The 13,737-nt window shown below is 45.6% G+C and carries 11 protein-coding genes and 1 pseudogene; 5 read left to right on the top strand and 7 right to left on the bottom strand.

What is annotated here, in order from left to right; all coding sequences use genetic code 11:
- The first annotated feature begins 48 nt into the window (after positions 1–48).
- From AC0L66_RS08515 to AC0L66_RS08500, 4 genes and pseudogenes are all read left to right on the top strand, one after another.
- Positions 49–2,125 (top strand): annotated as a pseudogene (locus AC0L66_RS08515) (flagellar biosynthesis protein FlhA).
- A 206-nt stretch (positions 2,126–2,331) separates the two neighbouring features.
- A complete protein-coding gene (locus AC0L66_RS08510; protein ID WP_265673033.1) occupies positions 2,332–3,000 on the top strand; it encodes a glutathione S-transferase family protein in 669 nt (222 codons plus the stop codon).
- A gap of 9 nt (positions 3,001–3,009) precedes the next feature.
- The gene (locus AC0L66_RS08505) at positions 3,010–3,576 is read left to right on the top strand and encodes a nucleotidyltransferase family protein (RefSeq protein ID WP_265673034.1); all 567 of its coding nucleotides are present in this window, start codon (positions 3,010–3,012) and stop codon (positions 3,574–3,576) included.
- Positions 3,577–3,672: 96 nt separating this feature from the next.
- Complete coding sequence (locus AC0L66_RS08500; protein WP_265673249.1) at positions 3,673–4,131, top strand: GNAT family N-acetyltransferase; 459 nt, start codon at positions 3,673–3,675, stop codon at positions 4,129–4,131.
- A gap of 91 nt (positions 4,132–4,222) precedes the next feature.
- On the opposite strand, the gene AC0L66_RS08495 is transcribed toward AC0L66_RS08500, so the two are convergent.
- The 7 genes from AC0L66_RS08495 to AC0L66_RS08465 form a co-directional block, all read right to left on the bottom strand.
- Positions 4,223–5,221, bottom strand: a complete 999-nt coding sequence (locus tag AC0L66_RS08495; protein WP_473569206.1) for a succinylglutamate desuccinylase/aspartoacylase family protein — start codon at positions 5,219–5,221, stop codon at positions 4,223–4,225.
- A gap of 952 nt (positions 5,222–6,173) precedes the next feature.
- A complete protein-coding gene (locus AC0L66_RS08490) occupies positions 6,174–7,535 on the bottom strand; it encodes a DUF1254 domain-containing protein (RefSeq protein ID WP_473569204.1) in 1,362 nt (453 codons plus the stop codon).
- Between the two features lie 79 nt (positions 7,536–7,614).
- A complete protein-coding gene (locus tag AC0L66_RS08485) occupies positions 7,615–8,268 on the bottom strand; it encodes a hypothetical protein (protein ID WP_473569117.1) in 654 nt (217 codons plus the stop codon).
- A gap of 70 nt (positions 8,269–8,338) precedes the next feature.
- Complete coding sequence (locus AC0L66_RS08480) at positions 8,339–9,877, bottom strand: sulfatase-like hydrolase/transferase (protein ID WP_473569116.1); 1,539 nt, start codon at positions 9,875–9,877, stop codon at positions 8,339–8,341.
- Positions 9,878–10,029: 152 nt separating this feature from the next.
- Positions 10,030–10,926, bottom strand: a complete 897-nt coding sequence (locus AC0L66_RS08475) for a LysR family transcriptional regulator (RefSeq protein WP_473569114.1) — start codon at positions 10,924–10,926, stop codon at positions 10,030–10,032.
- Positions 10,927–10,941: 15 nt separating this feature from the next.
- Positions 10,942–11,733 carry an SPASM domain-containing protein gene (locus tag AC0L66_RS08470; protein WP_473569112.1) on the bottom strand — a complete coding sequence of 264 codons (792 nt, stop codon included), beginning with the start codon at positions 11,731–11,733 and terminating at the stop codon, positions 10,942–10,944.
- Positions 11,721–12,092 (bottom strand): radical SAM protein, encoded by a 372-nt coding sequence (locus AC0L66_RS08465; RefSeq protein ID WP_473569110.1) that lies wholly within the window; start codon positions 12,090–12,092, stop codon positions 11,721–11,723. The genes AC0L66_RS08470 and AC0L66_RS08465 overlap by 13 nt, the downstream gene beginning before the upstream one ends.
- A 239-nt stretch (positions 12,093–12,331) precedes the next feature.
- Between AC0L66_RS08465 and AC0L66_RS08460 the strand changes: the two genes are divergently transcribed.
- The gene (locus AC0L66_RS08460; RefSeq protein WP_473569109.1) at positions 12,332–13,732 is read left to right on the top strand and encodes a DUF1254 domain-containing protein; all 1,401 of its coding nucleotides are present in this window, start codon (positions 12,332–12,334) and stop codon (positions 13,730–13,732) included.
- Positions 13,733–13,737: the final 5 nt, after the last annotated feature.

Raw genomic sequence — 13,737 nt, 5'->3', positions numbered from 1 at the left:
AAAAATATCCTAGTATTTAATTTAACGATAACCACTAAATTGGCTGTTATGAGAAAGGTAATTCAGGCAATCACTACTCGGTTGACCATCCCCATCGTTCTATTAATGATCTTGGCGATGGTGATTCTTCCCTTGCCACCACTACTACTCGATACCTTCTTCACCTTTAATATCATGCTGGCGATTGTGGTCTTACTCGTCGCCAGTACCGTCACTCGAGTGCTTGAGTTTTCTATTTTCCCTTCCCTATTGCTCATTGCGACGCTCCTACGATTAACGCTCAATGTAGCGTCTACTCGAATCGTATTACTGGAAGGTCACAACGGTGGCGATGCGGCTGGTAAAGTGATTCAGTCATTCGGTGAAGTGGTGATTGGCGGCAGCTATGTCGTGGGTATTGTGGTGTTTGTGATTTTGATGATCATTAATTTCGTTGTTATCACCAAAGGGGGTGAACGTATCTCAGAAGTCTCGGCTAGATTTACCTTAGATGCGCTACCGGGTAAACAAATGGCGATTGATGCCGACTTAAACGCAGGTGCTATCGACCAAGTTGAAGCAAAAGCCCGCCGTTTAGAAGTAGGCGAAGAAGCGGAATTTTACGGGGCGATGGATGGGGCGAGTAAATTTGTTCGAGGCGATGCCATCGCAGGTTTACTGATTCTCTTCATTAACTTAATTGGTGGTGTGCTGATTGGTATTTTTGAACATGGTCTCTCTGCAGAAGATGCCTTTCAGACTTACGCATTACTCACCATTGGTGATGGTCTCGTCGCGCAAATACCGTCGCTACTACTGGCAACCTCCGCCGCCATTATCGTGACCCGTATTAGCGACAACGATAATGATATGGCACAAACTGTTCAAAAGCAGCTTCTTGCCTCTCCTCTAACCTCTATATGGCCGCGGGTGTCATGTTTGTTATTGGTAGCGTCCCTAACATGCCGCACCTTGCTTTTTATACCTTTACCGTGTTACTCGCCTTCGTTGGTTGGCGACAAAGCAAGTTTAAAGCCATTGAAACCCTTCCTGAACCCGATACAGCATTACTGCACCAGCCCCCTCTGAAACCACGATAGATTGGAATATCATTCCAACCATTGATGTGATTGCACTTTCCTTGGGCTTTAAACTCGTTCCCCTCGCGACAACGAAGAAAGGCGGTAACCTAATAAAGAGTATTCGCGGCAGCCGAAAAACGCTGAGTGAACAAATTGGCTTTGTGATCCCCGAAGTCGTCATTACTGACAATCTCTCACTGAAACCATCTGAATACGCCATCAGTATTGATGGTGATGAAATAGAACGGGGGGAAGTTTATGTCGATAAATCGATGGCCGTTGGTAACAGAATCGACCACCCTGATTTAGATGGTATCGTCGGCGTTGATCCCGCCTACCAACTTCCAGCACTATGGATCAATAAAGCCGATAAAACCAAAGCCATCAACTTAGGCTTTCAAGTCATTGATATCTATGACGTCATTGCCACCCATGTCAGCAAGGTTTGCAGTGAACACTTAAACGATATTTTCAATTACGATGATGTTAAAGCCCTAAACCATCGGCTTGCTACTCATCATCCCGAACTGGCAGAAAACCTAGCCAGTGTCATTTCACCTAACTTGCAAATGCAGGTTATACGTCAGCTTCTCGCTCAACAAGTACCCATTATCAATGTACGCACCATCGCCAATACCATCATAGAAAGTATTGATACGGTAAAAGACCCTATCTTACTGTCTTCTAATATTCGAGTTGCGCTAAAGCGCACCATTGTTAACCTCATCTCTCCCAACAGCAAAACCATTAACGCCTTTATTATCGGAACGTCTTTAGAAGGCGAGCTTAAAAGTGCCATTTCTCTTTCACAACAAAACGACCCCAATATTCCGTTGGATGCCATTCCCATTGAAGCGACGATACTGCAAAAATGTCAAAACCGCATGCCAACTATTGTTCAAACGATGCAAAGCCAAAATTTACCTGCTGTACTTGTAGTGCCACCAACGACAAGACCTATGATAGCAAAGCTGGCAAAAGCCTTTGCCAAGGAGCTTATCGTGCTGAGCTATAATGAGATACCCAATGAATATGGGCTCAATGTCCTTGGCGAAGTTGAGTAAGCAAACAAGATGACAAGCCAGGTATGAGGCACCTCACTCATTCTCACTACGCATGGTGATAACATTGGCGCTGGCGGATATACTGGATTCCTATTATTTCTGATGATGTTATTTCTGATGATGTTATTTCCAATGATGTGCATCTGTTCCGATAACATCTAACGAAACATCGCCAAGGGAAGCCCCAATCGAACAAGGACTGTAAATTGTATCAACTCTATTATTACCCCAATAACGCAAGCTTAGCCCCACACTTTTTACTGCATCATATGGGCCTCGACTATCAGCTTATCCTTGTTGATAAACAGTCCAACTCACAAAAATCCAGCGACTACCTTGCGCTCAACCCAGCAGGCAGAATCCCAACACTTATCGATGATGACACCGTTATTTTTGAAAGCCCAGCGATCTGCATTCACCTTTGCGAACAGCACCCTCAGCATAGTCTTATCCCTTCGCTAGGCAGTAAAGATCGCGCGCATTTTTTCCAGTGGTTAACCTATTTAAATAATACGCTGCAAGCTGAACTCATGGTCCGATACTACCCGCACAGACACACCAACGATGAACACGCCATTCCAACTATCATCGCCGCTCAAGATGAACGGATTGCAGAATCTCTCTCTGTCATAAATGACCAACTTAAAGACCGTCGATACCTGCTCGGCGAGCAACTCTCTGCTTGTGACTTTTTTCTGTTCATGCTGTCGGAATGGAGCCTACCCGCTCAGACATCTCCACTGCAATTTGACCATTTGTCCGCGTATCTCACGCGACTATCCTCACACCCAACGATTAAAGCAGTATGCGAGCGAGAAGAAATTGATCTCCGCCCTTTTCAGCCCTCACCTTTAAGCCATCACGTTGTAAAGTGATAGAGAGGGATGAAAAAGCTCTTTGAATTAATGCAACAAGACGCACTCAGATCAAAAATCTTAAGCTGTGTCGAAAATGTCAGTGTTCAACCCTGCTACGTCGCTGCAGGGTTTGTTCGTAATTTAATTTGGGACGATTTGCACAACCGTACAATCCCAACACCATTGAACGATGTTGACGTGATTTACTTTGACCCATCAGAAATAGATTCAAGTGGTCAACAGCGCATAGAAGCCTATCTGAATAACACAATGCCTGACATTAACTGGCAAGTACGCAATCAAGCATTAATGCACAACAGAAATGGTCACCAACCCTATGCTGACATCATCGATGCAATGAGTTACTGGCCAGAAAAAGAAACCGCTATTGCCGTACGCAAGATCAGTAATCAGTTAGAGTGCATTTCAGCATTTGGTGCCGACACCTTGCTGGCGGGGAAGCTGTCTCATAACCCCAATACACCTATCGCACTGTTTTGGCAACGAGTACACTCGAAAAACTGGCTAAATCAATGGCCTAAGTTAGTCACAGTTCCCAATCACTGCGACCCTGACACGCTTTTTACAAAGTGAACACGCTAACATTTGGTACACTTAACCCTCTTGCTCACTCACCGCGAACGCGCTGTATTTAATCTAAGTATTGAGGTAAAAATGAACGTCCGATTGATGAACACGTCCGATTTAGAAGCAGCAGCAGAGATACACAAACTCACTTTCGTCAGACAAAAACAATCTTATGAATGGCTGCAATGTAACTTTAATGCGTTTCCTCGTGTGCTGTGCTTTGTGGCGGAAAATAACGACAAACAAATTTCTGGCTTTATTATTTGGACTCAAAAGAGTGGCTTTCGCCCAGAAGTCATCCTCGAAATAGAGCAGCTAGCGGTCTCTCCCGATCACCAAGGAAAAGGCATAGGACGTGGGCTCATTACGCAAACCCTACCTTTAGTAAAAGAAAGGTTGGCGCAAAATGACTCGGTACTCAAACATATATACGTTACGACGCGCGCGGACAACTTTGCCCAGAACTTATACAAATCGACGTTAGGCGCTGAAGTAGAAGCGACCATTTCAAACCTGTACTCCGCTGATGAAGTGCTTATGGTGGCGCGTAATGTAGGTTAAGGCGGCTCCGTATTGATGAGGCTTCGATTTTCCATTCAAACGCATGTCCGTCAACGTGCCTCATCATCTTAATTTACCGCCCTGCAGCGCATTACTTAATCAAACGCACCACTAACGACCCTGGCGCCCTTACCGATTCCACGTTGTGGCTGATCACTACCCCATTTGAAGGCGCGATATAATGCGCTATCTCATCACCAAAGCTATTGTATTGCGTGGCGACTTGCTGCCCTTTTACCACTTCATCAAGCAATGCCACTTGGCAAAGGACAAATCCACCTTGCTCGGCTCGGATACTGATAATTTCTTCTCCTTCCGTGCAAGGCACGGTTTGTGATACCACCTCGCCAGCAATCAGCTCATAAGAGCGTAGTACGTTAAGCACACCATTGACGGCTCGCTCGACCATAGGTAAGTCCGTGTAACGTCCAATACCCACTTCAATGGTGATAGAAGGAATATCCGCGCGATTATAAGCCGTTTCAAGAATGCCCGGGTCGCCAGGATCATTAAGAATGACATCAGGGTTAAGTAATCTTGCCATACGAATAGAGTCGTCTAAGCGATAATCCGCAAAAACATATAGCGGATAGGCTGATCCCGATGTCTGCGAGTGCAAATCAATCGCTAAATCGGCGTTCGGTTTCAATAAATTTTGCCACAAATTGGCAGCAAAGCGGTTCGCTTCATCACCATCAGGATTACCAGGAAAAACCCGATTTAAGTTAGAAGACGAGCTATCAGGCGCGGCGGAATGAAAGTCACGGCTATGGCGCGCAATACCAGACAAATTCACAGTGGGTACAATGGTGACCACACCAGCATGCATTTTTCCAATTAACTCTCTCGCCAATTGTTGCGCGGTCAAAATGCCATTTTGCTCATCACCATGAATGCCTGCGGTAATCATAATCCGCTTACCCGGACGCTCGCCTTTAAACACGCGCACAGGAAGCGTTTGTGGATGACCAATCGCATCGGTGGCAACGGCAAACCAGAACTTATGCTCTCCGGGCTCTAAGCCATCCACATCTAACGCTTGAATCGTTGGATACATAGGAACAATACAATCATTGAGGGGCGTAGACATAACTTCTCCGGAGAAAGAACGAATGACGATCGCGGCTTGAGCGTCGACTAGGATATCGTTCAAACTACCCTATTACGAAGAAAGATAACAGCAAGAAGCGTAAGCCATCATCCGCAAGGTTGCTAAAGTGGCTAAGCTAACGTTATCGCGGTACAGGCGAGTATCAAAACACACCCAGCAGCTCGTCATTCCTCTGAAGAAAGCAATCTACTAACGTTAGCTATGCGACAAACGATATCGGTATTATTCGCAATACAAACCGCTGAAGGGAACCCCGCTGGTATGGTTGTGTACGACAAGTTTTTGGACTGAGACCTCTTAGCTCGCCGCCTTTACTCTATCCCAATAAGGCCGTCATCCTCGTGGAAACGAGGATCTCACAAAGCATGTAGCTCACTTAAAATGGAAACGAATTACCCAAGAATAGGTTTACAATGCACTGACGCAAGCCGAACTGACTCATTTTTGGATAGAAGCTAGTTACGAATTTCAGCAGATAGTTAGATTTCGGATCACCTCAACTGTTCTGATTCACGTAAATCACCTAGCTAAATTAGACTGTTTTTCCTCCGAGAACGCCAATTTACTCAAGCAAAAAAACTTTTTGATACCATTTCATATTATTTGGAAATTACTATGGCGACTTCCTTATTTGGCCATCACGATTGTCGTTGGGAGGAAAGGTAAATTTATGAAGTAGCTCCATAAGGTACAGAAACTTCTCTTAATGGATATGTTGATATCAAAATGAGTCAGCATAATCACACTGACTCAAACAATTTAGGTTGCGATTCAACACTCTGATAGATTAGGCAAAATTACGTCCAGTGAAAGGATAGTCGATAGCAACATAATTATCTCACCTTGCTGTCTGGTTATCCTTCCAATACTACCCCCGCAAATGCCTAGCCACACCTAGAATCTAGATTCAATAGGGCATCACTTATGATTTTTATGGCCTATTGCGCGGTTTGCTTCCCTTATCTTTGATTTTTGTAAAAGGCGTTGATTTCCATTGGTCGGTTCTAACCTCTTCACCTGGTGTGTACATACGCAGCACCGAATACCATTGATGATCAGGAATAGGCAAAAAGTTAGGGTTGTTTTCATTGCCTTTGGTGTCGCTACTCATGGTAATGGTGTAACTGCCATCTTCGTTTGGTGTGAGCGTTCGATCACCACGTGAATGCCTGTTTAAGTCGTTCTTGTCCATTAACCTCGTTTCGCCACTGTAGACGGTGTACGACCAAAATCCGCCGTCTTCAATAGGTGGCGCATCGAAAGTTACCGTATAGTCAAACTGGCTTCCATCAAGCACTTCACCCTCACTATCGAAGAAATCACCACTGTACATGGTGTGTTTCGCAGGTAAACCCCACTGCCCCATTAAGGTGCCGTAAGCATGCTGATAACTGGGGACCCGGGTCATTTCAGCGCGAGTGCCGAGTACATCGCGAGAATCGTCAAACCCTGCATTTTTAATGCGTTCAAACCCTTCGTGTTGACCTAATTCAATGAGGCTGCGTTGTTCGTCATTGAAGTGAGCGTCAACCTTACCCAACTCAAGGAATTCAAAATGCTCGATCAATGCTTGATCACGCTGTTTCATTGTCCCTTCAGACAATACAAAGTTGGTTCGTTCAACCCAGTTAGAGCTTTTTGGATGCGGGTAATCACGAGCAACGGCATCCGGGCCTTTTTCGCCTAAATACGCTGACAAGGTACGAATGTTCCACTGGTCCATCAGCTTTTTAGCCGTAGCAGAGTCGTCACCGCCGAGATCCATAATACGCCCCATCATTTTCACGAGCGGGTGTTCAACGTAGATCACTTCATCGACGCTGGCTAGCACGTCACCTTGCCATCCTTCGACGGCATACATAAAGCTTCCCCCTTTCGTTCCTCTTTGTGGGGAACCAAACGCTGAATCCGTAAAGTGTTGCATGTTCATGGTATGGAACAGCCAGTATCGGTCTTCATCGTGATTGGGAATGCTGATAATGACAGGCTCTGCCGCTAAGTCCATCCAGCCCATTAAGTGCAATGTATCGTTGTTGATCGTTGGGTGCGCGGTGTAAGTATCGTCTGCTAATACTCTGATGTTTTGAAATTGATTAAGCGGGAATTCAGACTCCACAACGGTTTCGTAAAAGTACTTGTAGGCTTCGTCGATAGAAAATGCATATTCGTAAGCAAGCTGTGCCAGTTTCTTATGATCTTTCTTCTGCGCTGCGTCACTGGCCATTTCTAACGGCACGGTGCCACTGTGAATAGCGGTAGAAACTTGAGTTGTGGTGCTTACTTCGTTTGCCATTAAAATCGATGGCATCGCCATCATAAAGGTGCAGGTAAGCGTCGTTGCAAGTAGTGTTTTTCATCATTTAATGTCCAAACTAGAAGCGGGTACGGAAGGTGATCCAGGCGTTATTGTCGGTATCACCACTAAAAATAATGATGTTGTCACTATCCACTTTGTAACCGATTTGCATCTCTGCCGAGAAATCTCGAGTGTTTTCACCGTCTAACCCATAGGTGTATTGTGGGGCGAGTTGAAGGTAGAATTGCTCGGCAAAGTCATACTTTAAATAATTGATACTGCTGATGATTTGCGTATCTTTGAATTGATTACTCTCTTCCCACATTTGTCCGTACGTTAAGGCACTGTATAGGTTTACCTTATCGCTCAATTTGAACGCCTGCATGATACCCGCCGACGCATAGTTTGAGGTTATCCCATCGTTGGAAAAATCGTGCCCAGCATCCACGAACAAGCCAGTACTCGGTTTTCTTGTTTGGTGTAAAAAATCGAGCGCGGTAATTTTCAAAATTGTTCTTCCCTTCCAATTTCCCAAGCACCCCCAATCACCGTGATTCACGCCAAACTGAAAGGTTGCCCCGAGTCCTTTATTCCCTGCGATGAGTTCGCCACCCGTATAAACAGCCATTGGATCCGCCATATCACTCGCAGAGGATTCTTGCGCCAATGCAACATTAGAAATAGAGAAAGTACCCACCAGTAAAGCAGATAATATTAGTGATTTGTTCATTCAAGAGCCTATTGAAGGTGTGCTCATGGTAAGCACACCTTTGTTTTGGTTGGGTTAATGTTTTTAAGCGTTAGTCAGAAACGACAGATTTATCGGCCATACCGATGCCACCTGCTTTCTGCCTTGGTGGAAACGCCATAAGAGATTTTTGGTAATCTGCAGCCGTTTTTTGTAGCTTTGGCAACACCCATGTTTTCTCTTTCATCCATAGGAACCAACCACGCGTATCAGGACTGCGCTCGTAAGGGTCGGCCTTGATGTTTATGAGCATGCCAAGTGGCCAATCTTCTGCAGGCGAAATCCACTCTGCTTTCGTTTTCAGGTGAACTTTCCATTCGTCTACACGAAATGCATTGAGATCTTGCTCGTTGTAAAAGAAGAATTCATGGCGTTGGCTTGGGGCACCATCCGTTAGCATCTCTAACTGGTTGTAACCATCTAGATGGACTTGGTACTCTTCCCCATTGATTTCTTTGCCTTCCAACAGCTCTTGTTTGATGTTGTCTTCGCCAACAGCCGCCATGATGGTTGGCACCCAATCTTCAGACGTCATGAAGCCATCTGTGTACTCACCTTGAGGGATTTTATCAGGCCAACTTACTAGCATTGGAACGCGGAAACCGCCATCCCATGTTGTCCCTTTTTGACCACGAAACGACGCAGAACCAGAATCAGGCCAGTGATCCAAGTTCACTCCGTTATCAGACGTAAACAGAATAATGGTGTTATCCATTTCGCCTAAGTCTTCCAACTTATCGAGAAGCACCCCAATTTGATCATCAAGCTCTATCAAGCCATCGTAATAAGTATTGGTTTGGCTCGCACCTTGGTATTCAGGGCGGACATGCGTTTTTTGGTGCATTCGAGTCGGGTTGTACCACATGAAGTAAGGCTGTTCATCCTTCTCGGTTTCATGTTTGTCCAGCCATGACATGGCAAAGTCTAGGAACTCGCCATCCACTGTTTGCATTCGCTTCGCACCCAGCATTCCCTTGTCTTCAATGGTTTGCTTACCCACTACGCCAAACCGCGGGTCGTCTGTCATGTCCGCGACATCGGTAGCGACGGTATGCAGAACATTACGTGGGCGACTTCTAAAGTTAGGGTCTTTAGGAAACTCAGGCTGCTCTGGCATTTCCATTACATTGAGGTGATAAAGGAAGCCAAAGAAATCATCGAACCCATGTACAGTTGGAAGATGGCTGTTGTTGTCGCCTAGGTGACTTTTGCCGACATGAACAGTGGCATAGCCTTTATCTTTGAGCATTTCCGCCAACGTTGGATCTTCTTTTTGCAGGCCTAGAGAAGAGCCTGGCTGACCAACTGACGTGAGGCCTGTGCGAAATGGGTATTGCCCGGTAATGAACGCTGAACGCCCGGCCGTTGAACTGCCTTGCGCATAATAATCACTGATCATCATTCCGCGTTCCGCTATACGGTCAATATTTGGCGTATCGACAGCGCCTAAACCACGGTGGTACGCGGAAATGTCCGTTGGGCTGACATCGTCAAGCATGATAGCCACGACATTGGGTTGGCTTGAAGCGTGTACATTGACACTCGCGAGCACCGAAAGTGCTAGAGCCGATTTAACAAAAGACTGATACATTTATATTCCTCTTAGACGACGAGCAAATCACTAGAGCCACTAACAAAATCAGTAAGTTCAAGTGAACCGTTGTTGGAATAAATGGTATAAGAAAGAGGACTAAAATGGGGTGATAGCCACTATTACGATTTTTAATAATGGCTAGATAAACGTTAGGATTGAACGAGAGAAATGAGCTCTTTATGGAGCCAGTCAGTAAATGGGTTATTACGATTGGCTTGATGCGTAAACAGAGCCAACTCACGACGATAGGTGTCTTTCAATAACTCGGATGGCAGATCCACGCAACGGTAAGAGTCATCTAGAGCGGAGCGGCACTTAGTGGACGTAATGTAGATAAAGTCGCTGTCTTTGACCATTTCTAACATCAGATTCATGTTGTTGCTTCTGAGTGCAATATGCTTACCTAAATCGTACTTCTTGATCAGCATTTCTGTTTTCGACGGCTGGATATAACCTGGGATAATATTAATGCACAGCGGATACTGCAAAATGTCCTCTAGCGCATTTCCTTTCAACGGATGATCAGCCCTCAGCACCAACATAAATTTATCAAACCCGAGTGCTTTTTCCGTTAGGGTTTTATTGACCTCCATCGGAAGGTAACTGACCCCCCAACATGCGCGATTGCTTTCTAGCACTTGCGCACCATTATCCGGCCATGGAGAGCATTGCAGCGTGACTTGCGGTGCTTCGCTCGCAAGCTTTTTAATGAGTGGAACGCCAATAGGAATAATCAGTGGCGAAGGCAGCATGATTTGAACTTCGCCCTTTAAATCGGCAAGTGTCCAGGCTTCGCTCGGTATATAGAGGTTATCAAGCTGTTCCAATAACCCAGGTAACGTGTCGATAAGCTCTAGGCATTTTGCCGTTGGTTCAAGCTTATTCTTGTCTCTGACGAACAGCTCATCATTAAACTGCTCTCGCAGCTTACGCAACATGACACTAATGGTCGGCTGACTTACGTTCAGCGCCTTCGCCGCACTGACCGTTTGCCGTGTTTCATTCAACACCAATATCAGCTGCAGTAAGTTCAGGTCTTTGATCATATCGCACTCCATTAATTAGAAAAGCGGGAAATACGCTGGCGAGTACCCCTTTTTCATCGCATTAACCATTGGCAATAGCTTAGGTAGCGCGTGATGAAAGAACATTTTGTATCCTTGACACAATTGGTTCATGGGCTGCCCCTCGCGCGTAGTGGCTAGCCTATTCTTGGGGCAACCACCTTGGCATAACTGGACAAAATCGCATCGACGACAAACATCGTTTAACTCGTTGTATTTGTCAGTGCCAAATTTAACTTGAGTCGGCGAATTGGCCATAGTAATAAGCTTATCACTCTTCATAGAGCCAAGTTGATGATCTTCATACCCAAAATGATCACAACTATACACATTGCCATCGTGTTCAACCATTAATTGTTGGCCACACGTTTCACTATGATGGCACATTTGGCTTGCATGCCCCATCAATACCATTAGGCAATTCTCAAAAAACTGAATATACACTTTGCCAACATCCGCGGCACTCCATTCGTCGAATAGGTCGCACAGGAACTGCCCCCACTGTTCTCCCGTTAACGACCAGTCATGCCCTGTTCGTCGGTCTAATTCGTGGTCTATACATGGCTGAAACTGCATATAACCGCTGCCGTTCTCAACCAAAAATTGATAGATGGTTTTCGCATGTTGATACGTTTTATTGTTCACAACCGTTAGCGTATTGAATTCAACATTCTTGCTTTTCAAATGTTGTATGCCACGCATGGTGCGCTCAAACGATGAATGACCACTCTTATCGATACGAGCAATATCATTGAGCAGATTCGGCCCATCAATACTCACACCCAGCATAAAGTTGTGCTTTGCAAAAAATCCGCCCAACGCTCATTGATCATGGTGCCGTTGGTTTGCAAGGTATTCACACAAGGCTTCTTACTGGTGCTTTTTTTCTGAGCCAAAACGGCGGCTTCATAGAATTCTAGCCCTCTTAACATGGGCTCTCCCCCATGCCAGATGAAGTCGACTTGCTGTGATAAATCAGGCTGAGCATCAATATGCGCTTCTACGATCTGCTCCATCATTGCTGTTGGCATTGATGAACGATTCTCGCTGTCTTGTCTGTTGAGGTAATAGCAGTAACTGCAATCTAGATTGCATTGAGCGCCTTCCGCTTTTATGAATAAACTGAAGGGATGATTAGGTGTATTCATATTGACTCCGGTAGTTTTTGTCAACATAACAACCACTATTCAATGAAACAATAGCGGCATAGGTCGTTGGTGACACCGAGCTAATCCCACCAAACCAAACACAAATAAAATACCATTAAAAACAACATCTTAATAAAGAATCTTGCGGTATTAACATCCTTAATAACGGCTATTACACCCATTAATCTGGGTTCTTAATATGATGGTCACCTATCCGTTCCAACAATGTAAGGTGCTCCATGAGAAAGATGCTCTATAAAAAAAGTGTACTGACAAGCCTAGTTTGCTCGCTATCTGGTGTAATGGCGATGCCCTCACTAGCTCAACAAACGATCAATCCAGAAGAAGAACTTGCCTACAATCTAGGTGTTCAAGCCTTTATCTATGGCACAGGGCCACTAACCGTTGCCGCAGTCAGGCAAACCACAACTTCCGTCGACGCCCCTATGGATAACGCAATGGCGCCCCTCAATCAGATGGGTAAGACTCGCGTGCTGTCTGGCCCACAAGACAGAATCGTCCCGACGGTGAATAACGACACGCTCTATTCGCAAGCCCATTATGACCTTGATCTCTCCGGCCCGATGGTGATTGATATTCCGCCGACTGATGAGCGTTACTACATTGTTCAATTGCTCGATGCCTATTCTGACTCCATTAATGATCTGCACGCCAAGAACATGGGCGAGCAAGGTTCAAAAGTATTATTAGTGAAAAAAGGATGGTCAGGAGACGTACCTGAAGGCATCGATCGTATTGTTGAGTCGCGTACCCCTATGGTCTGGTTGATTCACCGTACGGGCGTTTTCGGTGAGCAAGATCTTGAGGATGCGTTAGTTGTGCATGACCAGTTCATCAGCTACCCACTCGCGCAATTCGGCGAAGACCATGGTGTGATTGAGTTGGAAAAATCCACAAACCGCATCCCACCGATGGCAAGGCCAGAAGGGTTAGAGTGGTATTTGTTGATTGACAAAGAACTGCGTAAGAATCCAATACCGGAAGATGCCGCTATTGTGGATCAGTTCAAGCAAATCGGTATTGGCGGAGCAACTCCATTTAACCCAGACGCTCTCTCTGATGCTCAGAAAAAAGGGCTCATGCGCGCATTGGCCTCTTCACAACAGATCATCCAGTACGCAGGTAGAAGCATTGGCGATGTCAATAACGGCTGGTCAATGATGTTCGAAGGTGGCCGTTACGGTAACGATTATTTAAGCCGAGCCAGCATCAATTTACGCGCTGCTGGTCTAAACGTTCCAGAGCGAGCACTGTACCCAAACCGCTACACGGATTCGAATGGTGAACAGCTTTCAGGTGAACATGCGTACCGAATGACCATGCCAGCGGATGCGCCCGCAGAAGCGTTCTGGTCACTCACCATGTACGACGCCGAAAACCTGTTTATGGTGGACAACTTCATTCAGCGTTACTCAATTTCAACCAATCGGCAATCAGAGCTGAAATACGCTGAAGACGGGGCGCTTCCAGTCTGTATTCAACACACCAAACCAACGGATCCAACTTGTAACTGGTTACCTGCGCCTCAGGATGATTTCTATCTGCACATGCGTTTGTATGAGCCAACTCAAGCCGTGCTCAACAATGAATACCCTTTGCCCCAAGTCGAGAAGCTGTAAATTCG

The sequence above is a fragment of the Vibrio sp. GJ43-1 genome (genome assembly GCF_055808835.1).
The sequence above is the reverse complement of the archived record's forward strand: the minus strand, read 5'-3'. Positions and strand labels throughout refer to the sequence as shown.

What these genes read in the sequence shown, in the direction of transcription:
- AC0L66_RS08485 (WP_473569117.1), bottom strand. Translation starts at nt 8,268, where the DNA reads ATGAACAAATCACTAATATTATCTGCTTTACTGGTGGGTACTTTCTCT.
- AC0L66_RS08480 (WP_473569116.1), bottom strand. Translation starts at nt 9,877, where the DNA reads ATGTATCAGTCTTTTGTTAAATCGGCTCTAGCACTTTCGGTGCTCGCG.
- AC0L66_RS08475 (WP_473569114.1), bottom strand. Translation starts at nt 10,926, where the DNA reads ATGATCAAAGACCTGAACTTACTGCAGCTGATATTGGTGTTGAATGAA.
- AC0L66_RS08500 (WP_265673249.1), top strand. Translation starts at nt 3,673, where the DNA reads ATGAACACGTCCGATTTAGAAGCAGCAGCAGAGATACACAAACTCACT.
- AC0L66_RS08505 (WP_265673034.1), top strand. Translation starts at nt 3,010, where the DNA reads ATGAAAAAGCTCTTTGAATTAATGCAACAAGACGCACTCAGATCAAAA.
- AC0L66_RS08490 (WP_473569204.1), bottom strand. Translation starts at nt 7,535, where the DNA reads ATGGCAAACGAAGTAAGCACCACAACTCAAGTTTCTACCGCTATTCAC.
- AC0L66_RS08465 (WP_473569110.1), bottom strand. Translation starts at nt 12,092, where the DNA reads ATGAATACACCTAATCATCCCTTCAGTTTATTCATAAAAGCGGAAGGC.
- AC0L66_RS08495 (WP_473569206.1), bottom strand. Translation starts at nt 5,221, where the DNA reads ATGTCTACGCCCCTCAATGATTGTATTGTTCCTATGTATCCAACGATT.
- AC0L66_RS08460 (WP_473569109.1), top strand. Translation starts at nt 12,332, where the DNA reads ATGAGAAAGATGCTCTATAAAAAAAGTGTACTGACAAGCCTAGTTTGC.
- AC0L66_RS08470 (WP_473569112.1), bottom strand. Translation starts at nt 11,733, where the DNA reads ATGCTGGGTGTGAGTATTGATGGGCCGAATCTGCTCAATGATATTGCT.